This window comes from Aeromonas sp. Marseille-Q7275, assembly GCF_965119515.1.
Genome location: NZ_CBCPLW010000003.1, coordinates 14,461 through 40,000 on the forward strand (window position 1 = coordinate 14,461; position 25,540 = coordinate 40,000).

Consider the following 25,540-nt stretch of genomic DNA (forward strand, 5'->3'; position numbering starts at 1 on the left):
GCCCAATGCTGCCGGTCTGCCCGACTCCTTAGGCGAATAAATCGGCATAATGCTACTACAGGAGCCATGATCGAATCGATTCAATAATTGCTAATCATTTGCATCTCTATTGTTACCTGCTGTATCAACTGGCGACTTTTCCGGCAGAAAGACTCATTCAGGAGGGAGATCAAGAGAAGGGCACACAGGGGAAGATGAAAAAAGATGGCGAGGGCGGCCTCTGCCATAAAAATCGTGCAGGATCCTTATCCCCAAGCTTTATCCATATTTATCCACATCCTTTGGCGGTAGAATCCCGGCTCTCCGTTTCTTTCGATGACATCAGGATCCATTCCATGGCCAAACTCAATCTTGTCGTCGGCTCCATGCTGGGCGCCGCCGAATATGTCGCAGATCATGTCGCCAGCCTGCTGGAACAGGCGGGCCACCAGACCCGGATCCACAACCCGGCCAGCCTGGCCGAGGTGCTGGCGGAGCCGGATGCGATCCTGCTGGTGATCACTTCCACCCACGGTGCCGGCGATGTGCCCGACAATCTTCAGCCCTTCGCCAAGGATCTTGCCGACCAGCATCCGGATCTCAACGCCTTGAAATATGGGGTGATCGGGCTTGGGGACCGCAGTTATGACACCTTCTGCCAGGGTGGCAAGACGCTGGATCGACTGCTGGCCGAGTGTGGCGCCAGCCGGATCGGGGATCGTCTGGAGATAGACGTGACCCAGCACGAGATCCCGGAAGATGCCGCCGAAGCCTGGATCCAGGACTGGATGCAGATGATCGCCTGATCAGGGCCTGGGAGATCCGGTAAAAACACCTTGATCTCCCCACTTATCCCCAAATTCCTATCCACCAGGTTATTAACAGATAGATCCGGGAGAGTTGTTCTACAGGGTTACCCACAACGCCCAGGGGTAATGTGCATAACTACAGTGTTAAGCTCTGTAAAACCTATAGTTATCCATGTATGAGATCTAATCCAGTTCTGGTCTGTGTATAAAACCACTGGTTATCCCCCCGTTCACAGCCCTGGGATCCAAGCTTTTCCACAAGCTGGGATCGTCTTTAAACGGATGATCTTTATGATCAAAAAGGGCTTATCAACAGAAACCCCGGATCCTAATAAAAGATCCAGTAAAAGATCGATCTAAAGATCCTTAAGATCTACTAACGGATCCTGCATCCATACTGATCCTGAAGTAGACGTTCCCCTCAAGAGGCGAAACGGATAGAATGATCCGCCCTTCAGCCCAGGCAAATAAAGATCTTCAGGCGTGCAGATCAAGGTGATCCCCAATGCAATACCATGAACAATTTGATGTGATCGTCGTCGGTGGCGGTCATGCAGGAACCGAAGCAGCAACGGCGGCCGCCCGTATGGGCCTGAATACCCTGTTGCTGACCCATAACATCGATACGCTGGGACACATGTCCTGTAATCCGGCGATCGGCGGGATCGGCAAGGGACACCTGGTCAAGGAAGTGGATGCCCTGGGCGGGATCATGGCGCAGGCCATCGATCTTGGCGGGATCCAGTTCCGCACCCTCAACTCCTCCAAAGGGCCCGCGGTGCGCGCCACCCGTGCCCAGGCGGATCGCCTGCTTTACAAGGCCGTGGTGCGTCAGACCCTGGAAAATTACCCGAACCTGAAGATCTTCCAGCAAGCCTGCGACGATCTCGTCATGGACGGGGATCGCGTCGCCGGCGTGGTCACCCAGAGCGGGATCCGCATCAGCGGCAAGACGGTGGTGCTGACGGTAGGAACCTTCCTGAACGGTTTGATCCACATCGGGATGGAAAACTACAAGGGCGGTCGCGCCGGGGATCCTCCCTCGATCGCCCTGGCCCAGCGTCTGCGTGAGCTGCCCCTGCGCATCGATCGGCTCAAGACAGGCACGCCGCCACGCATCGATGCCCGTACCGTCGATCTCTCCGTGATGCAGCAGCAGCACGGTGACGATCCTCGCCCCGTCTTCTCGTTCATCGGCAACGCCAGCCAGCACCCGCGTCAGGTGCCCTGCTACGTGACCCACACCAACGAGAAGACCCACGAGGTGATCCGCAACAACCTGGATCGCAGCCCCATGTACGCCGGGGTGATCGAGGGGATAGGCCCTCGTTACTGCCCGTCGATCGAGGACAAGATCACCCGTTTCGCCGACAAGACGGCGCACCAGATCTTCGTCGAGCCGGAAGGCCTGACCACCCACGAACTCTACCCGAACGGGATCTCCACCAGCCTGCCGTTCGACGTGCAGGTGCAGATCGTCCGTTCGATCCGTGGCTTCGAGAATGCCCACATCACCCGCCCCGGCTACGCCATCGAATACGACTTCTTCGATCCGCGGGATCTCAAGGCCAACATGGAGAGCAAGTGCATTCCAAACCTCTTCTTCGCCGGCCAGATCAACGGCACTACAGGCTATGAAGAGGCGGCCGCCCAGGGGCTGATGGCCGGTCTGAACGCCGGTCTGCGCGCCCAGGGCAAGGATGCCTGGCATCCGCGCCGGGATCAGGCCTACATGGGCGTGATGATGGACGATCTCTCCACCCTGGGTACTCGCGAGCCCTACCGCATGTTCACCAGCCGCGCCGAATACCGTCTGCTGCTGCGGGAAGACAACGCCGATCTGCGCCTGACCGCCATTGGTCGCGAGCTGGGCCTGGTGGATGACCATCGCTGGAGCCTGTTCAACACCAAGATGGAGCAGGTGGAGCAGGAGCGTCAGCGCATGCGTTCGACCTGGATCCACCCGCAGCACCCGTCGCTGGAGGCAGTCAACGCCCTGGTGAACACGCCCCTGACCCGGGAGCAGAGCCTGGAAGAGCTGCTGCGTCGCCCCGAGGTGACCTACGATGCCCTGATGGCCATCGAAGGGGTCGGCCCGGCGCTGGAAGACGCGGCCGCGGCGGATCAGGTGGAGATCCAGATCAAGTACGCCGGCTACATCGAGCGCCAGCACGACGAGGTGGAGAAGCAGCTGCGCAACGAGAACACCCTGTTGCCGCTGGACATGAACTACCGCGACGTGAACGGTCTCTCCAACGAGGTGATCGCCAAGCTGAACGATGCCAAGCCGCAGACCATAGGTCAGGCCTCCCGCATCTCCGGCATCACCCCGGCGGCCATCTCCATCCTGCTGGTTCACCTGAAGAAACACGGCCTGCTGCGTAAAACCGCCTGAGGAATCCCATGCTGGAAAGATTGAACGGCCTGCTCATGCAGGCCGGTATTGTTATCACCGACACTCAAAAGACCCAGTTGGTGCAGTTGGTTGAGTTGCTGCACAAGTGGAACAAGGCTTACAATCTCACCTCGGTGCGGGATCCGGACGCCATGCTGGTCAAGCACATCCTCGACAGTCTGGTGGTGAGCCCTCACCTGCACGGTGAGCGTTTCATCGATGTGGGCACAGGCCCGGGTCTGCCCGGCCTGCCGCTGGCCATCATCAATCCGGACAAGCAGTTCGTGCTGCTCGACAGCCTGGGCAAGCGGATCAACTTCATCCGCCAGGTGATCCAGGAGCTGGGGCTGACCAATGTGACGCCGGTCAAATCCCGGGTGGAGGAGTATCAACCCGAGGTGGGCTTCGATGGCGTTCTCAGCCGGGCCTTCGCCTCCCTGGAGGACATGTTGAACTGGTGTCACCATCTGCCGTCACCCGAGGGCAGCTTCCTGGCACTCAAGGGACAATATCCCGAGCAGGAACTGGCACAGTTGCCTGCCAGCATTCGCCTGGTTGCCACCCATCAGCTGGTGGTGCCCGAACTGGAAGGTGAGCGTCATCTGCTGGAGTTTAAAGCCATCCAGCCCGAATAGGGCCGCCGTATTCATTTAGGGGATAGTGTGGGAAAAGTCATTGCCATAGCCAACCAGAAGGGTGGAGTGGGTAAAACCACCACCTGTGTGAATCTGGCCGCCTCCATGGCCGCCACCCGGCGCAAGGTGCTGGTGATCGATCTGGATCCGCAGGGCAATGCCACCATGGGCAGCGGCGTCGACAAGTACGAAGTCGAACGCACCGCCTATGAACTGCTGATCGAAGACACCCCCATCAAGGAGGTGATCATCCCCGAGACCTCGGGTGGCTATCACCTCATCGCCGCCAATGCCGACGTGACGGCGGCGGAAATCCGTCTGATGGAGTTTTTCGCCCGCGAGATCCGCCTGCGCAACGCCTTGGCCTCGGTACGGGACAAGTACGACTACGTCTTCATCGACTGCCCGCCTTCTCTCAACATGCTGACCGTCAACGCCATGGCCGCCGCCGACTCCGTGCTGGTGCCCATGCAGTGCGAGTATTACGCGCTGGAAGGGCTCACCGCCCTGGTGGATACCATCAGCAAGCTGGCGGCCGTGGTCAACCCGGAGCTGAAGATCGAAGGGGTGCTGCGCACCATGTTCGATCACCGCAACCGGCTGGCCAATGATGTGTCCGATCAGCTGAAACAGCATTTCGGGGACAAGGTCTATCGCACCATCATCCCCCGCAACGTTAGACTGGCGGAGGCGCCGAGCTTCGGTGCCCCGGCCATGCACTATGACAAATCATCGGTGGGGGCCAAGGCCTATCTGGCCCTGGCTGGCGAGATCCTGCGTCGTCAGGAGCAGGAGTCTCAGCCGATCACCGCAGACCGAGAGAGCATATGACGCCGAAGAAACGTGGGCTGGGCAAGGGGTTGGATGCCCTGCTCAGCACCAGCACGGCCGCCCGCCAGAAACAGGTGATGAGCGACCAGCGTACCGAACAGGCCATGGCCCCCACCAACCAGGGCGAGTTGCGCAAGCTGCCGCTGGAGTGGCTGCAGTCCGGCAAGTACCAGCCGCGCAAGGACATGTCTCAGGATGCGCTGGAAGACCTGGCCAACTCGATACGGGCGCAAGGCGTGATTCAGCCGATAGTGGTACGCTCCATCGGCGAGAATCGCTTCGAGATCATCGCCGGTGAGCGGCGCTGGCGCGCGTCCCAGCTGGCCAGGCTCGAGGTGGTGCCCTGCATCGTCAAGGACGTGCCCGACGAGGCGGCGGTGGCCATAGCGTTGATTGAGAATATCCAGCGCGAGGATCTCAACGCCATCGAAGAGGCGGTGGCCCTGCAGCGACTGCTGACCGAATTCGAGCTGACCCACCAGCAGGTGGCCGAGGCGGTGGGCAAGTCCCGCACCACGGTCACCAACCTGCTGCGCCTGAACCAGCTCAACGAGGACGTGAAGCGGTTCGTCGAGCACGGGGATCTCGACATGGGCCATGCCCGTGCCCTGCTTGCCCTGAGCGGCCCGGCCCAGTCGGAGCTGGCCAAGCTGGTCGCCCAGAAGGGGCTGACGGTGCGAGATACCGAGAAACTGGTGCAAAAAACGCTGGAACCGGCAAAAACCAAGGTCGAGCCAGTCCGCGATCCGCAGTTTGGTTACCTCGAGCGCCAGATTTCAGAAAAAATTGGCAATCAGGTACAACTTCAGCCAGGCAAGAAGGATAGCGGCAAGTTAGTAATAAGTTACGATAACTTAGCGGATTTGGACCGGGTATTGGGCTATTTTGGTCTGTCAGAATCGTGATTTTTACGCTTTTTGTAGTAATAAAACATCCATTCCTTTCGATATGAACATAACCTTAATTTCGCGCGGAAAGCCGCAAAAATTAAGGATTTTTGCCATGTTGCAATAGCCGTCTTCACGGGTATAATTTGACCGGCTTTTCGAGCTGTGAACCTGGGGTCTTCGGATCCCGATTTTTTACAGTTCTGTAATGTTCAGGGGTAGGTTGGTGAAACAGAAAGTAGCCTTGGAAGGTTTGACGCTAGCCTTGGCTATGCTCGTTTGTCAGCTCATCCTGATCCTGGCGATCGGTTCCGTCTGGTTTTATCAGAGCGGGGCGCTTGCCGGACGTTCTTCCCTCTTCGGGGGGGGAATGTACTGGGTTCCTCAAGCCCTGTTCACGCTCTGGGTTCTGCGCCGCAAGGTGACGAAAGAGAGCGTGGGCCTGGTTTTGCGGGACTTTTATGGTGGGGCAGGGATTAAGCTCATTACTACAACAGGACTTTTCGCCCTGATGTTTGGCTCCGGGATCGAGGTCGACACCGTCTCGTTCTTCGCCACTTATATCCTCGCCCTCGTTGTACAGTGGATAGTTTCATTCACGCTTAACAACCACTATTAGGAAAACTCATGTCTGCAACCGGAGAAGTCCTGACTCCTCAGGGATATATCTCCCACCACCTGACCCACCTGCAAGTCGGGTCCGGGTTCTGGACGGTGAATATCGACTCAATGATATTTTCCGTCTTGCTAGGCGCCCTGTTTATCTGGTCGTTCCGCCGTGTAGCCGTCAAGGCCACCAGCGGTGTGCCCGGTAAACTGCAGTGCTTTGTGGAGATGCTGGTCGAGTTTGTGAATGGTAACGTCAAAGACATCTTCCATGGTCGGAACCCGGTCATCGCACCGCTGGGACTGACAGTGTTTGTCTGGATCTTCCTGATGAACTTCATGGATCTGATCCCCGTTGACTTTATCCCTCACGCTGCACAGTTGATGGGTGTTCCCTATCTGCGTGTGGTTCCCTCTGCTGACGTTAACATCACCATGTCCATGGCTTTGGGCGTGTTCTTCTTGATCCTGTACTACAGCATCAAGGTCAAGGGTATCAGCGGATTCGTGAAGGAGCTGACGCTTCAGCCTTTCAACCATCCCGCTGCCATCCCGGTTAACTTCATCCTTGAAACCGTCACGTTGATTTCCAAGCCTGTTTCATTGGGTCTGCGACTGTTCGGCAACATGTATGCTGGCGAACTGATCTTTATCCTGATTGCGGGTTTGTTACCCTGGTGGTCACAGTGGATCCTGTCCGTGCCTTGGGCAATTTTCCACATCCTGATCATCACTTTGCAGGCGTTTATCTTCATGGTTCTGACCATCGTCTATCTGTCGATGGCGCAAGAAGACCATGGTTGATGCAACTCAAATAATCCTTTTTATACAATCAATTACATCTAAATAAATGGAGATCCTCATGGAAAACTTGAACATGGACCTGCTGTACATCGCTGCTGCAATGATGATGGGTCTGGCGGCTATCGGCGCCTCCATCGGTATCGGTATCCTGGGTGGCAAGTTCCTGGAAGGTGCTGCTCGTCAACCGGACCTGATCCCTGTTCTGCGTACCCAGTTCTTCATCGTCATGGGTCTGGTGGATGCGATCCCGATGATCGCCGTTGGTCTGGGTCTGTATGTGATGTTTGCGGTTGCCTAAGTCGTCACGACTCACGCAGAACCCATTAACTAACTTAAGAGGACATCGGCTGTGAATATCAACGCCACCCTCCTCGGCCAAGCAGTTGCTTTTTTCATCTTCGTAGTGTTTTGCATGAAGTACGTATGGCCGCCGCTGATCGCTGCCATCGAAGCCCGTCAGAAAGAAATTGCTGATGGTCTCTCTTCTGCCGAACGTGCCAAGAAAGATCTGGATTTGGCCAAGGCCAACGCCACCGATCAGCTGAAAGAAGCCAAGCTTCAGGCTGCTGAAATCATCGATCAGGCCAACAAACGCAAGGCCCAGATCATTGATGAAGCCGCTGTTGGAGCTCAAGCAGAGCGGGAAAAAATCCTGGCTCAGGGCCGTGCAGAGATCGAAGCTGAACGTCATCGTGCCAAAGAAGAACTGCGCAAGCAGGTTGCTGCTCTTGCCATCGCGGGTGCAGAGAAGATCCTGGCACGCCAAATCGACCAGGCTGCCAACAGCGACATCGTCGACAAACTGGTAGCAGAACTGTAACGGGAACGGGGCTATGTCTGAACTGACTACAATCGCTCGCCCCTACGCCAAGGCTGCTTTCGAGTTTGCCGTTGAGCACAAGGCGGTTGACCAATGGCTGGAGATGCTCGGTTTCGCCGCACAAGTGGCAGAGAACGAGACCATCCATGACCTGGTAAACGGCTCCGTGGCCGCCGAAGAACTGGCAAATCTGTTTGTCGGTGTCTGCGGTGAGCAGCTCAACGAGCATGGTCAGAACCTGATCCGGGTGATGGCTGAGAATGGTCGCTTGGGTGTGCTGCCGGCTGTCGTTGCTGAATATGTCGCGCTCAAGGCTGAACTGGACAAAGAAGTTCAGGCTGACGTGATTTCGGCGATCGAACTGACCGACCAGCAGAAGGCCGCTATTCAGGCTTCTCTGGAACAACGTCTCGCGCGCAAAGTGAAGCTGAATTGCAGCACAGATGCGTCCTTGATGGCCGGGGTGCTCATCAAGGCCGGTGATCTGGTTATCGACGGCACGGTCCGCGGTAAGCTGGATCGCATGGCCGACGCGCTGCAATCTTGATTGGGGTATTAGAGCATGCAACTGAATTCCACTGAAATCGCCGAGCTGATCAAGCAGCGCATTGCGCAGTTTGATGTCAAAAGCGAAGCGCGTAACGAAGGTACCATCGTCTCTGTGAGTGACGGTATCATTCGTATCCACGGTCTGGCCGATGCCATGCAGGGTGAAATGATCGAGCTGCCGGGTAACCGCTTCGCTCTGGCATTGAACCTGGAGCGTGACTCCGTTGGTGCCGTTGTCATGGGTCCCTATGCCAACCTGGCTGAAGGGATGAAAGTAAAGGGTACCGGCCGTATTCTGGAAGTGCCGGTCGGTCGTGGTCTGTTGGGCCGGGTGGTCAACACCCTGGGTCAGCCGATCGACGGTAAGGGTCCGGTAGACAACGACGGCTACTCGCCGATCGAAGTCATTGCCCCGGGCGTTATCGAGCGTAAGTCTGTTGACCAGCCAGTCCAGACCGGTCTGAAAGCCATCGATGCCATGATCCCCATCGGTCGTGGCCAGCGTGAGCTGATCATCGGTGACCGTCAGGTTGGTAAGACCGCCATCGCGATCGACACCATCATCAACCAGAAAGACTCCGGCATTAAGTGCGTCTACGTTGCGATTGGCCAGAAGGCCTCCACCATCGCCAACGTGGTGCGCAAGCTGGAAGAGCACGGCGCCCTGGCCAACACCATAGTGGTCGTCGCCTCCGCTTCCGAAGCTGCTGCCCTGCAGTACCTGGCTCCCTATGCCGGTTGCTCCATGGGTGAGTACTTCCGTGACCGCGGTGAAGACGCGCTGATCATCTATGATGACCTGTCCAAGCAGGCCGTAGCCTATCGCCAGATCTCCCTGCTGCTGCGCCGTCCGCCAGGACGTGAAGCTTACCCGGGCGACGTCTTCTATCTGCACTCCCGTCTGCTGGAGCGTGCTTCCCGCGTCAACGTCGAGTACGTAGAGAAGTTCACCAAGGGTGCCGTGACTGGCCAGACCGGTTCTCTGACCGCGCTGCCGATCATCGAAACCCAGGCCGGCGACGTGTCTGCGTTCGTTCCGACCAACGTGATCTCCATCACCGATGGCCAGATCTTCCTGACCACTCAGCTGTTCAACTCCGGTATTCGTCCGGCGGTTGACCCGGGTATCTCCGTATCCCGTGTGGGCGGTGCCGCTCAGACCAAGATCGTCAAGAAGCTGTCCGGTGGTATCCGTACCGCGCTGGCCCAGTATCGTGAGCTGGCGGCTTTCGCCCAGTTCTCTTCCGATCTGGACGATGCGACTCGCAAGCAGCTGGATCACGGTCAGAAAGTGACCGAGCTGATGAAGCAGAAGCAGTACTCTCCGATGAGCGTGGCTCACCAGTCTCTGGTGCTGTTCGCCGCCGAGAAGGGCTACCTCGCCGATGTCGAACTGAGCAAGATAGTCGACTTCGAAGCCGCTCTGCTCTCTTACGCCAATACCCAGCATGCCGAGCTGATGGCTGAAATCAATGCCAAGGCCGACTACAACGACGCGATCGTTGGCAAGCTGACTGCGTTGCTGGATAGCTTCAAGGCAACCCAGACCTGGTAAGCGTGTGTGGCAGCGCAAGCTGCCACCTGATGGAGAGAAGAGATGGCCGGCGCAAAAGAGATACGTAACAAGATCGGGAGTGTGAAGAACACTCAGAAGATCACCAGCGCTATGGAAATGGTGGCAGCCAGCAAGATGCGCCGTGCGCAGGAACGCATGTCTGCCAGCCGTCCGTACGCTGAAACCATGCGCAAGGTGATCGGCCATATCGCTCAGGGGAACTTGGAATACAAGCACCCCTACCTCATCGAACGTGAGGTCAAGCGAGTGGGTTACATCGTCGTCTCCACCGACCGTGGCCTGTGTGGCGGCCTGAACATCAACCTGTTCAAAGCTGCCCTCAACGATATGAAGCAATGGAGCGCGAAAGGTGCCAAGGTTGACCTGGCACTGATCGGTAGCAAGGCCTCCAACTTCTTTGAACGGCACGGCGCCAAGGTGAAAGCCCATGTCTCCGGACTGGGTGACAACCCGAGCGTCAATGACCTGATTGGTTCAGTCAAGGTCATGCTGAAGGCTTACGACAACGGTGAGATTGACAGGCTGTATCTGGTGTACAACAAGTTCGTCAACACCATGGTTCAGCAACCAAAAGTCGATCAACTGCTGCCTTTGCCCGTAACAGAAGACAGCAAGCTCGCCAAGAAACACCACTGGGATTACCTCTATGAGCCGGATCCCAAGCAGCTGCTGGATACCCTGCTGATTCGCTACGTCGAATCCCAGGTGTACCAGGGCGTGGTAGAAAACTTGGCAAGTGAACAGGCAGCCCGAATGGTTGCCATGCAAGCCGCGACTGACAACGCCGGCAACCTGATTAACGATCTGCAACTGGTGTACAACAAGGCCCGTCAGGCCAGTATTACCCAGGAACTGACAGAGATCGTATCCGGTGCTGCTGCGGTGTAAGGCAAGGGTTATCAAAGGTTTAGAGGATTTGACATGAGTAACGGTTTCATCGTCCAAATCATCGGCGCTGTAGTGGACATCGAGTTCCCGCAGAATGCCGTGCCCCAGGTGTACGATGCACTGAAAGTCATCAGCGAAGGCCAAGGCCAGGGTCTGGTACTGGAAGTTCAGCAACAGATCGGCGGCGGCGTCGTTCGTTGCATCACCATGGGTTCCTCCGACGGTCTGCGTCGTGGGTTGGAAGTAGTTAACAGCGGCAAGGCCATCCAGGTACCGGTTGGTACCTCGACCCTGGGTCGTATCATGAACGTACTGGGCGAGCCCATCGACGAGAAGGGTCCGATCGGCGAAGAAGAGCGTTGGTCCATCCACCGCGAAGCCCCCAGCTACGAAGATCAGTCCAACAGCGCCGAGCTGCTGGAGACCGGCATCAAGGTTATCGACCTGGTTTGTCCGTTCGCCAAGGGTGGTAAGGTCGGTCTGTTCGGTGGTGCCGGTGTAGGCAAGACCGTCAACATGATGGAGCTGATCCGTAACATCGCGATCGAACACAGTGGTTACTCTGTATTCGCCGGTGTGGGTGAGCGTACCCGTGAGGGTAACGACTTCTACCACGAGATGATGGAGTCCAACGTACTGGACAAAGTATCCCTGGTATACGGTCAGATGAACGAGCCGCCCGGAAACCGTCTGCGCGTGGCGCTGACCGGTCTGACCATGGCCGAGAAGTTCCGTGACGAGGGTCGTGACGTGCTGTTCTTCGTGGACAACATCTACCGTTACACCCTGGCCGGTACCGAGGTATCCGCACTGCTGGGCCGTATGCCGTCCGCAGTAGGTTACCAGCCGACCCTGGCCGAGGAGATGGGTGTTCTGCAAGAACGTATCACCTCCACCAAGACCGGTTCCATCACCTCAGTCCAGGCCGTTTACGTGCCTGCGGATGACTTGACCGACCCGTCTCCGGCGACCACCTTCGCCCACCTGGATGCGACCATAGTTCTGTCCCGTCAGATCGCGGCACTGGGTATCTACCCGGCCGTTGACCCGCTGGATTCCACCTCCCGTCAGCTGGATCCGCTGGTGGTTGGCAAGGATCACTATGAGACCGCTCGTGGTGTGCAGATCGTGCTGCAGCGCTACAAGGAGCTGAAGGACATCATCGCCATCCTGGGTATGGATGAACTGTCAGAAGAAGACAAACTGACTGTATCCCGTGCCCGTAAGATCGAGCGTTTCCTGTCCCAGCCGTTCTTCGTGGCCGAAGTATTTACCGGTTCTTCCGGCAAGTACGTGCCGCTGAAAGAGACCATTCGCGGTTTCCAGGGCATCCTGAAAGGCGAGTATGACGATCTGCCCGAGCAGGCGTTCTACATGGTTGGCGGTATCGACGAAGTCGTCGAGAAAGCCAAGAAACTGTAAGCCTCGATAGGAGGGCCCATGGCTGAGATGATCTCATTTCACCTGGATGTAGTGAGCGCCGAAGGGAAACTGTTTTCCGGTCGCGTGCAATCTGCCCAGGTAACAGGCTCCGAGGGTGAGCTGGGTCTCCGCCACGGTCATGCTCCGTTGCTGACTGCCATCAAGCCGGGCCTGGTCCGCTTGATCAAGCAAAATGGTAGCGAAGAGGTGCTGTACATCTCCGGCGGCATGCTGGAAGTACAACCCGAAGCCGTGACCGTGCTGGCCGATACCGCCATTCGTGCCGATGACCTGGATGAGGCGAAAGCCCAGGAAGCCAAGCGTCGTGCCGAAGAGCGGATCAGCAGCTCCCATGGTGATATCGACTATGCTCAGGCGTCTGCCGAGCTGGCCAAAGCAATGGCCCAGCTGCGGGTTATCGATATCGTCAAAAAGAATTACCGCTAATCACGGTGATGCAAAAAGCGACCTTCGGGTCGCTTTTTTTTTGCCCGTTGGATAGACTCCGCCGAGCATTTCCTCATGTTTCAAAGGCTGGCTATGTCTCTCAACGTCGTGATCCTGGCTGCGGGTAAAGGTACTCGCATGCGTTCCGTTCTGCCCAAGGTGCTGCACCCTGTCGCCAACAAACCCATGGTGTCCCATGTGATCGACACCGCTCGCCAGATAGGTGCCGAGCAACTGCACCTGGTCTATGGCCACGGCGCCGAGCTGCTCAAGGAGCGGATCGCCGCCCCGGATCTCAGCTGGGTGTTGCAGGCGCAGCAGCTGGGCACCGGCCATGCGGTCGCCCAGGCGATCCCGTTCTGGCAGGATGAGGATGAGGTGCTGGTGCTCTACGGCGACACCCCGCTGATCCAGCCCGAGACCCTGCAACGGCTGCTGGCCGCCAAGGCCGACGACGGCATGGCGCTGCTGACCGTGGTGCTGGACAACCCCACCGGCTACGGCCGCATAGTGCGGGAAAACGGCCAGGTGGTCGGTATCGTCGAGCAGAAGGATGCCAGTGCCGAACAGCTCGCCATCCGCGAGGTGAATACCGGTGTGCTGGTGGCCAATGGCGCCCAGCTGAGCGGCTGGCTGTCGCGCCTGGACAACAAGAACGCCCAGGGGGAGTTCTATCTGACCGACGTGATCGCCATGGCCCATGGGGATGGCTGCCCCATCGCCGCCGTCCATCCGGACAGCGCCATGGAGGTGGAAGGGGCCAACAACCGGGTCCAGCTGGCTGCCCTCGAGCGCAGCTATCAGCAGATGCAGGCCGAGAAGCTGATGATCGCCGGGGTCACCCTGATCGATCCGGCCCGCTTCGATCTGCGCGGCACCCTGGAGATCGGGGAGGAGGTGGTGATCGACGTCAACGTCATCATCGAGGGCAAGGTCAAGCTCGGCAACCATGTGCGCATAGGTGCCGGTGCCGTGTTGAAGGATTGCGAGATTGGCGATCACAGCGAGGTGAAACCCTACTCCGTCATCGAGGGTGCCCTGGTGGCCGATCAATGTTCGGTCGGTCCCTTCGCCCGTCTGCGCCCGGGTGCCGTGCTGGAGCAGGATGCCCATGTCGGCAACTTCGTCGAGATGAAGAAATCCCGGCTCGGGGTCGGCTCCAAGTGTGGTCACCTGACCTATCTGGGGGATGCGGAGATCGGCGCCAAGGTGAATATCGGTGCCGGCACCATCACCTGCAACTACGATGGGGTGAACAAGTTCCAGACCATCATAGAGGATGACGTCTTCGTCGGCTCCGATACCCAGCTGGTGGCGCCGGTGCGCATCGGCAAGGGGGCGACCCTGGGGGCGGGCTCCACCATCACCAAGGATGTGGCCGAGCACGAGCTGGTGATCACCCGGGTGCCCCAGCGCCACATCAAGAACTGGGCCCGCCCGGTCAAGAAGAAGTGATGCCCGATCAATGAAATGAAACCGGCGCCCTGAGGGCGCCGGTTTTGTTTTCAGCTCTCCTGAGTAGGGGCTGGAGAAGGGGGTGGGTTGCCCATCACCCCATACCAGTCCAGCTTGCGGGTCAGCACCATGACCAGCGCCAGTATGGCGAACAGCAGCAGGGCGCCGAGCAGCAGGGCTATCTCCTCGGCTTGCAGCAGCCCGAACAGGATGGCGTAGACCAGCCCGAGCAGGGCCGCGAAGCCGAGGCCCTGACGCGGCCCCCCCAGCACATGGCTGAGGTAGAAGCCGTTGAGCGACACGCTGGCGAGGCTGGCGACCAGATAAGCCCAGCCAAAGCCGAGGTGCTCGGTCAGCGCCAGCAGCACCAGATAGAAGATGGCCAGCCCCATGCCCACCAGGGCGTACTGGATCGGGTGTACCCGCAGCCCCCTGAGCAGCTCGAACATGAAGAAGCTGAGGAAGGTGAGGCCGATGAACAGCAGGGCGTACTTGGCGGCCCGCTCGTTCAGCTGATAGTGATCCACCGGCTGCACCAGGCTGACGCTGAAGGTGGGCAAATCGCTCCCCGCTCCCTTCATCATGCGGGTGAAGCGACGCTCCATGTCGGTGGCAAACCAGCTGGTCTGCCAGCTGGCGTCGAACCCCTGATCATTCAAGGTGCGGCTGCCGGGCAGAAAATCGCCGATGAAGTTGGGATGAGGCCAGTTGCCACTCAGGTTGAACCTGCTGTCCTGGCCGATCGGCACCACCTCGAGTGCGTTCATGCCCTGCAGGTTAAGCTCGATGTGAAAGCGGCCATCTTCCCCGGGCAGGCGCTCGAGCGGAGCATGGATGCCGGCCAGGCCGTCACCCAGCAAGGCTCCGGGGGCGAACGGAATGCGCCGCTCCCCCAGCTGCAGCTCGGGCACGCTGCTGATGCCGCGAGCATCGGACAGCACCAGGCTGAGGTAGGGCTTGCCCGGGATCAGGGCGGGATCCGCGGCGTCGAAGCTCAGGTCCGGGTTGCCGGCCACCAGCACCTTGTCGGCCAGGCTGGCCGGCAAGCGGCCGGAGAGGGAGAGCCGGCCGTGATAGACCTGGGCCTGATAGATGCCGAGCTTGCGCGGGGTGACTTCCATGCTGGCCCGCACATCCAGTCTGTCCGGCAGCAGGTAGCGATAGACCCGCTCCTCGCGCACGAAGCGCTTGCCATCCTGCTCGACGGTGACGGCCCGGGTATAGGGTTGCACCAGCACAGGCCCCAGCAGGCGCTGCGGACCGCTGCTGCTGGCCATGATGCTGTGGATGGCCTGGCTGCGGTAGGCCTGGCGCTCCCGGTTCAGTTCCATGATGGAGTGAACCGGGATCATCAGCAGCAGGCTGAGCAACAGCAGCAGCGTTATCTTGTGGGTGAATATCTGTTTGACCATGACACCTCTCCTTGTTGATGGGGTCGACTGTGCCCTGGTCGGGTGAAGGGGGGATGGGGCCCTGTGAAGTGGGAGTGAAGGGGGATAAAAAAACCGGCGCCAGGCGCCGGTTGGGGATCAGAGTTTCTTCAGCTCTGCTGGCAAGGCGGCAAACACCTCTTCCTTTGCCCTGAGGGACGTGAACTGCTTGCCGGGTTTTTGTACCACTGTGTGCACGAAGATGAGCTTCTTGTCCTGCTTGCTGGCCCAGCCGACGAACCAGCCGATCTGCTGATCCCGGTTGAGGCTGCCATCCAGCAGCTTGGGATAGCCCATGCCGGTCTTGCCGTGGATCTGCCAGCCATCGATGTCGGGCTGACGCAGCAGAGTGCTGGTGCGGCGCACCGCCTCGGCGGAGACCGGCAGCTTGCCGCTCACCAGCTTGCCGAGGAAGCGGGCCTGCTCCTGGGGGCTGATGGCGAGGCTGGAGCTGAGCCAGGCCTGGGTCAGACCGTCGTGCTTGCCCGGGTTGCCCGACAGCTCCCGGTTACCGTAGTCGAAGCGGTCGACGTACTGTTGGAAGCGCGCCTCTCCCAGCCACTCGGTGAGGCGCTGGGAGTACCAGATCACCGAGAACTTCATCCAGTTGCTCGGGGTGGTGGTCTGCTGCCATTCCGGCAGGAAGTCAGGGTCGCCGGCTTTGAATGGCAGGGCGGGCAGTTGTTCATCCAGCAGGAAGCCGCTCTCATAGCCCATCAGCGCCAGCGGGATCTTGAAGGTGGAGGCGGGCGTCAGCTGGCTGGCGCAGTCACCCTGGGCACTGAGGGGTTTGCCGCTGCCATCGGCGAACAGCAGGCAGCCCGTGGTGGCGCTGGCGGGCAAGGCACAGAAGAGGCCGGCGGCAAGCAGGCCGGACAACAGAATGCGGGACATGAACATCTCCTTGATTCATCAGAACGCGGGTAGACGGGTCCGGGCGGGACCCTATCCGAGGAGGCGCAGCTTAGCCCGGCTCTGTGTGTTCAGTGTGAAGTCCCCTAGCCGGCAGGCAGCCAGAGTTCGGCCAGTACCCCACCTTCCGGCTGGTTGCCCAGGGTCAGCCGGCCGCCGTGCTGGCGCGCCACCTCGGCGGCAAAGCTGAGCCCGAGGCCGCTGCTCTTGCCCTTGTCGGGTCTGGGCAGGGAGTAGAAGCGCTCGAAGATCCGCGGCAGCGCATAGTCCGGGATGCCGGGCCCCTGATCCCGTACCCGGAAGCAGTAACCCCCCTCCTCCATGGCGCCACTCAGCCGGATGTGACCCCCGGCGGGTGAGAAGTCGAGGGCGTTGTCCAGCAGGTTGCCCAGTGCCTGCTCCACCAGCAGGGGATCCCACTTCTGCCTGGGGGCGTCGGCGAGCTCTGCCGCCAGGGCCACCTGACGACGGGCTGCGACTATCTGGCGGGCATCCAGAGCCCGCCTGCCCAGCGTGGCGGGGGCTGTGGCCTGTCTGTCCAGCCCCTGCCCCGATTCGAGGCGTGCGAGCTGCAGCATGCGCTCGATCAGTTGCTGCATGCGTGCCGTCTCCAGGTTGATGTTGCCGATAAAGCGCCGCGCCACCTCGGGGGGCGGCGCCTCGGCGAGGATCTCCCCTGCCCCGCGGATGGCGGCCAGCGGGCTTTTGAGCTCGTGGGTCAGGCTGTGCACATAGGCTTCGATGTAGGATTTTCCGTCCAGCTGGCGGCGCATGGTCTCGAGGGAGTGGCCGAGCCGGTCCAGCTCCGGGCTGTGGAGCCTCGGCAGGCTGGCGGGCTGACCCTGGCTGACCGCATCGGCATAGTGCACCAGCTTGCCGATGGCGCGGGTGAGCCACCACACCAGCAGGGCGCCGATCAGCAGCGAGATGAACAGCAGCAGGGCCGCCCCCTGCAACAGCTGGTGCTCGCTGCGCTCTATCATGGGTAACAGGGTGCTGTTGGGCTTGGCGACCGTGAGGGAACCCAGGATCTCGTCCCCCTCGCGCAGGGGGGCTGCCACGTGCATCACAGAGCTGGCGGGATCGTCGGGATCGCTGCGGGTGCTGCGGGCGCCATACTCCCCGCGCAGGGTGCGGTAGACGTCGTTCCAGCGGGAATAGTCCTTGCCCAGATCCACCCCGTCCGAGTCATAGACCACTTTGCCTTTAGCGTCGACCACATAGATGCGGTATTCCGCCTGCTGCTTGAGGTGACCGTCGATCAGGGCGTTGATGGGGCTCTGGTTGAGGCGGGCGAAGGCGCTGGCCAGTCGGCCATCCGCCATCTTCCCCTCCTGCAGATCGTCCAGGGCCAGGGGGGCCAGCAGCTGGGCCATGTCCACCAGGGTATCCTCGGTGGCGCTGCGCACCCCGGGTTTGATCTCCTCGACGAAGATCTCCAGCACGAACCAGGCGGCCAGGGCGAAGATGAGCACCAGGCCGCACAGCAGTTGCAATCCGATTCTCATCTCATCCCCCGGCCGGTGCCCGGCACCCCTGAGTTCATGCCAGCTCCAGGCTGTAGCCCAGCCCGCGGTGGGTCAGGATCAGATTGGCCTCGGAGTCCCGCTCCCGCAGCTTGGCGCGCAGGGTCTTGATGTGGGTGTCGACGGTGCGATCCAGGCTCTCTTCGGCCCCGCTCCACACCAGGTCCATCAGCTGTTGGCGGGAGTAGACCCGGCCCGGTGCCTGCATGAGCGTCTTGAGCAGCAGGTATTCGTAGCGGGTGAGGGTCAGGGGCTGACCGTGGAAGCAGATGCGGGCCCGCTCCTCGTCCAGAGCCAGCAGGGCGCTGGGCTGGGAAGCGCTCGGCTGGCTGCGGCGCAGTATCACCCTCACCCTGGCGCACACCTCCCGCGGCGAGAAGGGTTTGGCCACATAGTCGTCGGCCCCTATCTCCAGCCCGATCAACCTGTCTATCTCCTCGCTGCGGGCGGTGAGAAACATCAGGGGAGTGTCGGTCAGGGCCCGCACCTGCTTGCACAGCTCGAAGCCGCTGATGTCCGGCAACCCCACATCCAGGATCAGAAAGTCCGGGCGCGACTGTTCCAGTCGCGCCAGCAACGGCTGGCCGAGGGGGAACCACTCCACCTCGAAACCGTCGGTCTGCAGGGCATAGATCAGGGTGTCGGCGATGCTGGCCTCATCTTCCACCAGCCAGATGACTCGTTTTTGCATGGCGTCCTCGTCACATATCGGCCTGACCATTCTGGCATCGAACCAAATCGGATCCTATTTGCCGTTTGATTTTTCCCAAAAAGGTATTAATATTTCGACATTCTTTCGAATCGAAACTTTAAGATGACCAAACGCAACACTCAACAGCGCCGTCACACTATAGTGACCCTGGTGCAGGAACAGGGCGAAGTCAGCGTCGATGCCCTGGCCAAGCACTTCTCCACCTCGGAAGTGACCATCCGCAAGGATCTGGCGGTGCTGGAGACCGGCGGTCTGCTGCTGCGCCGTTACGGTGGTGCCGTGCCCCTGCCGAGCGAGATGGTGGTGGACAGCAACCCGGATCAAGTTTCGAAACGAAAGCTGGCCATCGCCCGTGCCGCCGCCGAGCGCATCCGCGATCACAACCGCGTCATCATCGACAGCGGCAGCACCACCAGCGCCATGATCCCCATGCTGGGCAGCAAGCGCGGCCTCATCGTGATGACCAACTCCCTCAACGTGGCCGGTGCCCTGCGCGAGCTGGAGAACGAACCTACCCTGCTGATGACCGGCGGCACCTGGGATCCCCACTCCGAATCCTTCCAGGGGCAGGTGGCGGAGCAGGTGTTGCGCTCCTATGACTTCGACCAGCTGTTCATCGGCGCAGACGGCATAGACCCGGAGCGGGGCACCACCACCTTCAACGAGCTGGTGGGCCTCTCCAGGGTAATGGCCGAGGTGTCCCGCGAGGTCATCGTCATGGTCGAGTCGGAGAAGATAGGCCGCAAGATCCCCAATCTCGAGCTGCCCTGGTCCAGCATCCATACCCTGGTGACCGACGAGGGGCTGGACGACGAGGCCAGAGCACAGATCCAGGCCCGGGGGATAGCACTGATCTGCGCCCCCGTGGCGGTTTGACCCAAACATCCAACTATCCAAACGAATTTCCGTTTTTACCTCTTGAGGAGAAGTCTATGTGTGGCATCGTCGGGGCTGTGGCCCAACGTGATGTGGCTGAAATCCTGGTAGAAGGCCTGCGCCGTCTGGAATACCGTGGCTATGACTCCGCCGGTGTGGCCGTGTTCAGCGCCAACCAGCCGCTGCAGCGGGTGCGTCGTCTGGGCAAGGTGGCCGAGCTGGCCAAGGCACTGGAGGAGCAGTCCGTCCATGGCGGTACCGGCATAGCCCACACCCGCTGGGCGACCCACGGCGAGCCGTCCGAGCGCAATGCCCACCCCCATGTCTCCGAGCATATCGTTGTGGTGCACAACGGCATCATAGAGAACCACGAAGAGCTGCGCAGCCAGCTGCAGGGCATGGGCTACGAGTTCACCTCTGACACCGACACCGAGGTGATTGCCCACCTGGTGCACCACGAGCTGAAATCCGCCCCCAGCCTGCTGGCGGCCATGCAGGTCACGGTGAAGCAGTTGCGCGGAGCCTACGGCACAGTGGTGATGGACAGCCGTGACGACAGCCGCGTGGTGGTGGCCCGCTCCGGCTCGCCTCTGGTGATAGGTCGCGGCATCGGCGAGAACTTCATCGCCTCCGATCAGATGGCCCTGCTGCCGGTGACCCGCCGTTTCATCTTCCTGGAAGAGGGGGACGTGGCCGAGGTGACCCGTCGCGACGTGCACATCTTCGACACCGACGGCAATGCCGTGGTGCGCGAGGAGCTGGAGTCCGAGCTCTCCCATGACGCCGGTGACAAGGGCGAGTACCGCCACTACATGCTCAAGGAGATCTACGAGCAGCCCAAGGCCATCACCAACACCCTGGAAGGCCGTCTGGGTACGGATCACGTGGTGGTCGAGTCCTTCGGCAACGGCGCCCGTGCCATTTTCGACAAGGTGGAGCATGTCCAGATCGTGGCCTGCGGCACCTCCTACAACTCCGGCATGGTGGCCCGCTACTGGTTCGAGGAAATCGCCGGCGTCTCCTGCGATGTGGAGATTGCCTCCGAGTTCCGCTATCGCAAGTCCGTGGTGCGCCCCAACAGCCTGCTGGTGACCCTCTCCCAGAGCGGCGAGACCGCCGACACCCTGGCGGCCCTGCGTCTGGCCAAGGAGTCCGGCTACATGAGCTCCCTGGCCATCTGCAACGTGCCGGGCTCCTCCCTGGTGCGGGAATCCGACCTGGCCTTCATGACCCGCGCGGGGGCTGAAATCGGGGTGGCCTCTACCAAGGCGTTTACCACCCAGCTGGCCGGCCTGCTGATGCTGGTGGCCTCCGTCGGTCACTGCCGCGGCAACCTGAGCGCCGCCGCCGAGGCCGAACTGGTCAAGGCGCTGCAGGCCCTGCCGCTGCGCATCAAGGAGAGCCTGGCCCTGGCCAAGCAGATCGAGACCCTGGCCGAAGAGTTTGCCGACAAGCATCACAGCCTCTTCCTCGGCCGTGGCAGCCAGTACCCCATCGCCATGGAGGGTGCGCTCAAGCTGAAAGAGATCTCCTACATCCACGCCGAGGCCTATGCCGCCGGTGAGCTCAAGCACGGCCCGCTGGCACTGATCGATGCCGAGATGCCCATCATCGTCGTGGCGCCGAACAACGATCTGCTGGAGAAGCTGAAGTCCAACGTGGAAGAGGTGCGCGCCCGTGGCGGTATCCTCTATGTGTTCGCCGATGCGGACGCCGGCTTCAAGAGCGACGAGACCATGCGGGTGATGAGCCTGAATCACGTGGAAGAGATGATAGCTCCCATCGTCTATACGGTGCCGTTGCAGCTGCTCTCCTACCACGTGGCCCTCATCAAGGGCACCGACGTGGATCAGCCGCGCAACCTGGCGAAATCCGTGACCGTGGAATAAGCCGTTGTCAGACATGAAAAAAGAGCCGCTGTTGCGGCTCTTTTTGTTTGGCTGGTGGGGTTGCCGTTATGACAGCCGCAGGTTGGTGATGGTCACGTCGTCCAGCGAGGGCACTATGATGCCGCTGGAGATGCTCTTGGCGATCGCCTGGTTGCGGTTCTTCGAATCCGTCTTGTTGGTGACCTGATTGAGGTGGAAGTTCACGGTACGCTCGCTGATGCCGAGTATGGTGGCTATCTCCCAGGAGGTCTTGCCTTCGCTGGCCCAGAACAGGCACTCCTTCTCCCGATCCGACAGCTCGGCCAGATGCTTCATCAGGTCCGGCCTGCTCTTTATCAGCTGCAGCGCCGCGTTGAAGATGTAGCTGGCACAAAATGAGAGCATGGGAACGTTTTCAAACATCAGGTCAGAGTTGGACCTTTCCTTGCTGATGAAGGAGAGGATGCCGTGTTCCCCCTGAGGGGTGTGCAGCGGGAAGGAGACACCGTTTCGCACGCCAAAGTCGGCGGCGAGGTTCATCACTTCCCGGCTGGCGCTGGGCAGCCAGGGGGAGTCGCAGTCGAGCTTGTTCCAGAAGATGGGCTGGGTCTGCTTCAGGCCCAGGAAGACCACAGGATCCTGGGTCAGGTAGTGCCGCTCCGTGTAGGCATCAAACCAGCTGGTCGGGCAGTTGTTGAACAAGGCCACGTGTGATTTCTGCATGCTGATGGGGAAAATGATCAGCAACCTGAAGTAATCAAATCCCATCTGATGGCTGAAGCGCTCCAGTTGTTGCTGGATGTCGCTGGTTTTCTTGGCCTTGGTGAACCGATCTATGTGTTCCCAGATCGCATCGTTAAACATGTAAGTCTCCTTTTTCGACCACTTATCATCCTGATCGAAAAGACATTTTTTAGTTATTTAAAATGGTGTTGTGACTACCAACGCCAGTTGTTCCCGTGCTTGTCTAAAAAGTATCCTGTTTTTTCAGCCACAGGCCAAGAAAATCATCTGATTGCCACTGACCCCACTCTTTGAGACAATGAGAATAGTTATCATTGTTAAGATTGTGTACCATGAAAAAGATCTGGGGTCTGGCCTTGTTGCCATTGGCCGTTCATTTCGTCGCCTCGGCAGACGATCTGGTCGCGCCCGCACTGAAAAACAGCATCGCGGATGGGAAAGCCTCCCAGCAGCGCGTAGAAAAGGCGGCCGATGCCGCCGTTGCCGCCCGGCTGGAGCTGCAAAATGCCCAGCTGCAACTGCGGGATCTGGAAGCCTACAACCGCTACATGCAGTCTCTGGTGGCCGATCAGCAGAATGAGCTGGGCAAGCTGACTCAACAGCTGGAAGCGGTTCAGGAGACCCGTCAAGGCCTGATCCCGCTGATGTTGCAGATGCAGGCGGATCTGGAAAAGCTGGTGCAGGATGACATTCCCCTGCGCAAGGAGGACCGTCTGGCGCGGGTCGAGCAGTTGAAGGTGACCCTGGCCCGGGCGGACGTGAGCGAGGCGGAGAAGTTCCGCCAGCTGCTGCAGGCCTACCAGATCGAAGCCGAATACGGCAGTCGGATGGATGCCTATCCCGCCCAGCTGGCGCTGGATGGTGCCGAGCGCCGGGTCGATGTGCTGGCGCTCGGTCGCGTCTCCCTGCTGGCCATGACAGCCGATCGCACCCAGGGCTGGCGCTGGTCCGCCGAGAGCAAGGCCTGGTTGCCGCTGGATAGCGAGTGGCTCACCCCCCTTGCCGATGCGCTGGACATGGCGGCCGACAAGAAAGTCCCGCAACTGTTGCATGTGCCCCTGTCTGTCGCGCGTAGCCAGGAGGCTCAGTCATGAAATGGTTCCCCCTTCTGATCACCCTCTCCCTCTGCTCCCAGCTGGCCCTTGCCAATGAAGAGTGGCAACAGCAGGAACAGGCCCGCGAGCAACAGGCACAGCAGGATCTGGCGTCTGTCTCCACCGAATTGCACAGTGCCCGCGCCAGATTGGCCGAGGCTCAGCGCCTGAGCAAGGAGCTGGCCGGCCAGTTTGCCAGCAATGAAAAGCAGCTGGTCGAGCTCAACACCCGCTGGGAGCAAGCCTCCGGCGACATGAACGAGATCTTCGCGGTGACCCGTCAGGGGGCCAGCGATGCGGTCAAGCTGCTGGGTGACTCCTCGGTGCAGGGCCAGTATCCGGATCGCCTGACTGCCTTGAAGGCCATGGCCCAGGACAAGCAGGTGCCGGATCGCGCCGCCCTCGCCCTGCTGCCCGCCACCCTGCTGCAGGAGATCCGCGAGTCGGGTCGGGTTGTCCAGTTCGATGGCAAGGTGCTCAATGCCCAGGGTGCGGCCAGTGAGCAGGCGCTGACCCGGGTCGGCAGCTTCGCGCTGTTTGGCAGCGAAGGCTTCCTGCAACCGAGCGGCGAAGGGCTGATCCCTGTACTGGGACTGCCCGGCGGCTTGTTGTCCGAGCTGACCGCCTATCAGGGCAAGGAAGGCGAGGCGTTGCCGCTGGATCCCTCCCACGGCGTCCTGCTCGAGATGCAGGCCCAGGCACCGACCTTCTGGCAGCAAGTCCAGCAAGGGGGCCAGGTAGGCGCGATCATAGTGCTGCTGGCCGCCATCGGCCTCGGCATTGCCGCCGTGCGGCTCTGGACCCTCTCCCGCGAACTGACCCTGGTGCGTCGCCAGCTCAAGAGCGGCGAATACCACGCCGACAATGCCCTCGGTCGAGTGCTGACGGTGGCGGACAAGCACCCGGAGCTGAGCATGGAGACCCTCGAACTGAGGCTGGACGAGGCCATATTGCAGGAGACGCCCCGGATGGAGCGTGGCATCGGCATGGTCAAGGTGATCGCGGCCATCGCCCCCATGCTGGGGCTGCTCGGCACCGTCACCGGCATGATAGGCACCTTCCAGGCCATCACCCAGTTCGGCACCGGCGATCCCAAGATCATGGCGGGCGGCATCTCCATGGCGCTGATCACCACGGTACAGGGGCTGGTGGCCGCCATTCCGCTGATCCTGGCCCACAGCCTGCTGCAATCCCGTTTCACCGAGCTCTCCAACGTGCTGGAGCAGCAGGTCGCCGGCATTCTGGCCGAGCGGGCCGAGAATAACGGGGACGGGATGGAGCGGGTGGCATGATGGTCGACATCTGGCAACAGTTGCAGAGCTTCATGGGCCGTGGCGGCCCCGTGCTCTGGGTCATCCTGGCCTTGCTGGTGCTGATGTGGATTCTGATGATCGAGCGGTTGCTCTACCTCAACCTGGGCTTCGGCCCGCTGCAGCAGCAGCTGTTCGGCCGCTGGCAGGGGCGCAGCGAGCGCCACAGCTGGCACGCCAAGGCGATCCGCAGCCGCTGGCTGGCCGAGGCCGAACTCGAGCTCAACCGCCATCTCATCTTCATCCGCACCCTGGTGGTGCTCTGCCCCATGCTGGGTCTGCTCGGCACTGTGACCGGCATGATAGGCGTATTCGATGCGTTGGCCGCCGCCAACCGCTTTAACCCGGAGAGCATGGCGGGTGGGATCTCCCGCGCCACCATCCCCACCATGGCAGGCATGGTGGTGGCGCTCTCCGGCGTGTTGTTACTCAGTCGTCTCGAGAGCCAGGCCAAGCGTGCGCTGGCCAAGACCCGGGACGGCCTGCGAGAAGAGAAGGTAATGCAATGAGACGGCAATCCAAACGCCAGCGTGATGAAGTGCAGATCGACATGACCCCCATGCTGGATATCGTGTTCATCATGCTGATCTTCTTCATCGTGACCACCTCCTTCGTACGGGAAGCCGGGCTAGAGGTGCACAGGCCCCAGGCGAGCCAGGCCAAGGCGCAGAAGTCCTCCAGCATCATGCTGGCGATCGGCGCCCAGGGGCAGATTTTCCTCGACCGCAAACAGGTGGATGTGGAGCGGGTGCAGGCCAGTCTGGCCCGTCTGCTGTCGGAGCAGCCCGATGCCAGCCTGGTGATCCAGGCCGATGAGCGGGTGCCCCATGGCAAGGTAGTGCGGGTGATGGATGAGGCCAAGGCGGCAGGCATCGCCAATATCGCCGTGGCGGTGGCGCCGAAATGAAGTTCAAGCTGATGAGCCTGGGGCTGGGGATTGCCCTCAGCCTGGGGATCCTGCTGTT

Annotated in this window: 27 protein-coding genes (1 of these 27 cut by a window edge); 22 read left to right on the plus strand and 5 right to left on the minus strand. The window is 60.4% G+C overall.

What is annotated here, in order from left to right; translation table 11 throughout:
• The first annotated feature begins 335 nt into the window (after window positions 1-335).
• From mioC to glmU, 15 genes are all read left to right on the plus strand, one after another.
• A complete protein-coding gene (mioC, locus tag ACWPWQ_RS03880) occupies window positions 336-785 on the plus strand; it encodes an FMN-binding protein MioC (RefSeq protein WP_404837460.1) in 450 nt (149 codons plus the stop codon).
• 508 nt (window positions 786-1,293) lie between these two features.
• Window positions 1,294-3,183 carry a tRNA uridine-5-carboxymethylaminomethyl(34) synthesis enzyme MnmG gene (mnmG, locus tag ACWPWQ_RS03885; protein ID WP_139437145.1) on the plus strand — a complete coding sequence of 630 codons (1,890 nt, stop codon included), beginning with the start codon at window positions 1,294-1,296 and terminating at the stop codon, window positions 3,181-3,183.
• 8 nt (window positions 3,184-3,191) lie between these two features.
• On the plus strand, window positions 3,192-3,818 hold the full coding sequence (gene rsmG / locus ACWPWQ_RS03890; RefSeq protein WP_106887825.1) for a 16S rRNA (guanine(527)-N(7))-methyltransferase RsmG: 627 nt from the start codon (window positions 3,192-3,194) through the stop codon (window positions 3,816-3,818).
• A 27-nt stretch (window positions 3,819-3,845) separates the two neighbouring features.
• Window positions 3,846-4,649, plus strand: coding sequence for a ParA family protein (locus ACWPWQ_RS03895; protein WP_202048001.1), 804 nt, complete (start codon window positions 3,846-3,848; stop codon window positions 4,647-4,649).
• Window positions 4,646-5,554 carry a ParB/RepB/Spo0J family partition protein gene (locus ACWPWQ_RS03900; RefSeq protein WP_171277147.1) on the plus strand — a complete coding sequence of 303 codons (909 nt, stop codon included), beginning with the start codon at window positions 4,646-4,648 and terminating at the stop codon, window positions 5,552-5,554. Before ACWPWQ_RS03895 ends, ACWPWQ_RS03900 begins: the two co-directional genes overlap by 4 nt.
• A 190-nt stretch (window positions 5,555-5,744) precedes the next feature.
• Complete coding sequence (locus ACWPWQ_RS03905) at window positions 5,745-6,155, plus strand: ATP synthase subunit I (RefSeq protein WP_162519234.1); 411 nt, start codon at window positions 5,745-5,747, stop codon at window positions 6,153-6,155.
• Between the two features lie 8 nt (window positions 6,156-6,163).
• Window positions 6,164-6,946, plus strand: coding sequence for a F0F1 ATP synthase subunit A (atpB, locus tag ACWPWQ_RS03910; protein ID WP_025328868.1), 783 nt, complete (start codon window positions 6,164-6,166; stop codon window positions 6,944-6,946).
• Window positions 6,947-7,004: 58 nt separating this feature from the next.
• Window positions 7,005-7,244: a F0F1 ATP synthase subunit C gene (gene atpE, locus ACWPWQ_RS03915; RefSeq protein WP_010672265.1), complete on the plus strand. Its 240-nt coding sequence runs from the start codon at window positions 7,005-7,007 to the stop codon at window positions 7,242-7,244.
• 51 nt (window positions 7,245-7,295) lie between these two features.
• Window positions 7,296-7,766 (plus strand): F0F1 ATP synthase subunit B, encoded by a 471-nt coding sequence (gene atpF, locus ACWPWQ_RS03920; protein ID WP_139437153.1) that lies wholly within the window; start codon window positions 7,296-7,298, stop codon window positions 7,764-7,766.
• A 13-nt stretch (window positions 7,767-7,779) separates the two neighbouring features.
• Window positions 7,780-8,313 carry a F0F1 ATP synthase subunit delta gene (gene atpH / locus ACWPWQ_RS03925; protein WP_139437155.1) on the plus strand — a complete coding sequence of 178 codons (534 nt, stop codon included), beginning with the start codon at window positions 7,780-7,782 and terminating at the stop codon, window positions 8,311-8,313.
• A gap of 15 nt (window positions 8,314-8,328) precedes the next feature.
• Window positions 8,329-9,870 (plus strand): F0F1 ATP synthase subunit alpha, encoded by a 1,542-nt coding sequence (gene atpA / locus ACWPWQ_RS03930; RefSeq protein ID WP_005326253.1) that lies wholly within the window; start codon window positions 8,329-8,331, stop codon window positions 9,868-9,870.
• 42 nt (window positions 9,871-9,912) lie between these two features.
• Entirely contained in the window at window positions 9,913-10,779 is an 867-nt protein-coding gene (gene atpG, locus ACWPWQ_RS03935) for a F0F1 ATP synthase subunit gamma (RefSeq protein WP_041206629.1), read from the plus strand.
• A gap of 33 nt (window positions 10,780-10,812) precedes the next feature.
• Complete coding sequence (gene atpD, locus ACWPWQ_RS03940) at window positions 10,813-12,201, plus strand: F0F1 ATP synthase subunit beta (protein ID WP_041206630.1); 1,389 nt, start codon at window positions 10,813-10,815, stop codon at window positions 12,199-12,201.
• Between the two features lie 18 nt (window positions 12,202-12,219).
• Window positions 12,220-12,648 carry a F0F1 ATP synthase subunit epsilon gene (locus ACWPWQ_RS03945; RefSeq protein WP_025328862.1) on the plus strand — a complete coding sequence of 143 codons (429 nt, stop codon included), beginning with the start codon at window positions 12,220-12,222 and terminating at the stop codon, window positions 12,646-12,648.
• Between the two features lie 93 nt (window positions 12,649-12,741).
• The gene (glmU, locus tag ACWPWQ_RS03950; RefSeq protein ID WP_454009056.1) at window positions 12,742-14,103 is read left to right on the plus strand and encodes a bifunctional UDP-N-acetylglucosamine diphosphorylase/glucosamine-1-phosphate N-acetyltransferase GlmU; all 1,362 of its coding nucleotides are present in this window, start codon (window positions 12,742-12,744) and stop codon (window positions 14,101-14,103) included.
• 50 nt (window positions 14,104-14,153) lie between these two features.
• On the opposite strand, the gene creD is transcribed toward glmU, so the two are convergent.
• From creD to blrA, 4 genes are all read right to left on the minus strand, one after another.
• The gene (gene creD / locus ACWPWQ_RS03955) at window positions 14,154-15,515 is read right to left on the minus strand and encodes a cell envelope integrity protein CreD (protein ID WP_454009057.1); all 1,362 of its coding nucleotides are present in this window, start codon (window positions 15,513-15,515) and stop codon (window positions 14,154-14,156) included.
• Window positions 15,516-15,632: 117 nt separating this feature from the next.
• Window positions 15,633-16,427 (minus strand): class D beta-lactamase, encoded by a 795-nt coding sequence (gene blaOXA, locus ACWPWQ_RS03960; RefSeq protein ID WP_454009058.1) that lies wholly within the window; start codon window positions 16,425-16,427, stop codon window positions 15,633-15,635.
• A 104-nt stretch (window positions 16,428-16,531) separates the two neighbouring features.
• Window positions 16,532-17,953 carry a beta-lactam sensor histidine kinase BlrB gene (blrB, locus tag ACWPWQ_RS03965; protein ID WP_454009059.1) on the minus strand — a complete coding sequence of 474 codons (1,422 nt, stop codon included), beginning with the start codon at window positions 17,951-17,953 and terminating at the stop codon, window positions 16,532-16,534.
• Window positions 17,954-17,987: 34 nt separating this feature from the next.
• Complete coding sequence (gene blrA, locus ACWPWQ_RS03970) at window positions 17,988-18,662, minus strand: beta-lactam response regulator transcription factor BlrA (protein ID WP_429109852.1); 675 nt, start codon at window positions 18,660-18,662, stop codon at window positions 17,988-17,990.
• 123 nt (window positions 18,663-18,785) lie between these two features.
• Between blrA and ACWPWQ_RS03975 the strand changes: the two genes are divergently transcribed.
• Together ACWPWQ_RS03975 and glmS are read left to right on the plus strand one after the other, a co-directional pair.
• A complete protein-coding gene (locus ACWPWQ_RS03975; RefSeq protein ID WP_139437167.1) occupies window positions 18,786-19,559 on the plus strand; it encodes a DeoR/GlpR family DNA-binding transcription regulator in 774 nt (257 codons plus the stop codon).
• Window positions 19,560-19,615: 56 nt separating this feature from the next.
• Complete coding sequence (glmS, locus tag ACWPWQ_RS03980) at window positions 19,616-21,448, plus strand: glutamine--fructose-6-phosphate transaminase (isomerizing) (protein ID WP_139437169.1); 1,833 nt, start codon at window positions 19,616-19,618, stop codon at window positions 21,446-21,448.
• Between the two features lie 66 nt (window positions 21,449-21,514).
• Here glmS and ACWPWQ_RS03985 read toward each other — a convergent pair whose 3' ends face one another.
• On the minus strand, window positions 21,515-22,291 hold the full coding sequence (locus tag ACWPWQ_RS03985) for a LuxR family transcriptional regulator (protein WP_005326226.1): 777 nt from the start codon (window positions 22,289-22,291) through the stop codon (window positions 21,515-21,517).
• Window positions 22,292-22,503: 212 nt separating this feature from the next.
• On the opposite strand from ACWPWQ_RS03985, the gene ACWPWQ_RS03990 reads away from it, so the two are divergent.
• The 5 genes in view from ACWPWQ_RS03990 to ACWPWQ_RS04010 are tightly spaced (each overlapping or abutting the next) and all read left to right on the plus strand, a layout consistent with a single transcriptional unit that may run on beyond the window.
• Window positions 22,504-23,265, plus strand: a complete 762-nt coding sequence (locus tag ACWPWQ_RS03990) for a DUF3450 domain-containing protein (protein WP_454009060.1) — start codon at window positions 22,504-22,506, stop codon at window positions 23,263-23,265.
• The gene (locus tag ACWPWQ_RS03995) at window positions 23,262-24,557 is read left to right on the plus strand and encodes a MotA/TolQ/ExbB proton channel family protein (protein WP_247627655.1); all 1,296 of its coding nucleotides are present in this window, start codon (window positions 23,262-23,264) and stop codon (window positions 24,555-24,557) included. Before ACWPWQ_RS03990 ends, ACWPWQ_RS03995 begins: the two co-directional genes overlap by 4 nt.
• Complete coding sequence (locus ACWPWQ_RS04000; RefSeq protein WP_265435914.1) at window positions 24,554-25,084, plus strand: MotA/TolQ/ExbB proton channel family protein; 531 nt, start codon at window positions 24,554-24,556, stop codon at window positions 25,082-25,084. The genes ACWPWQ_RS03995 and ACWPWQ_RS04000 overlap by 4 nt, the downstream gene beginning before the upstream one ends.
• On the plus strand, window positions 25,081-25,482 hold the full coding sequence (locus ACWPWQ_RS04005; protein WP_025328850.1) for an ExbD/TolR family protein: 402 nt from the start codon (window positions 25,081-25,083) through the stop codon (window positions 25,480-25,482). The genes ACWPWQ_RS04000 and ACWPWQ_RS04005 overlap by 4 nt, the downstream gene beginning before the upstream one ends.
• Window positions 25,479-25,540, plus strand: the beginning of a protein-coding gene (locus tag ACWPWQ_RS04010) for a TonB family protein (RefSeq protein WP_454009061.1). The gene runs 601 nt beyond the window's last position; 62 of the gene's 663 nt are visible here — the first part of the coding sequence; its start codon is at window positions 25,479-25,481; the stop codon falls past the right edge of the window. The genes ACWPWQ_RS04005 and ACWPWQ_RS04010 overlap by 4 nt, the downstream gene beginning before the upstream one ends.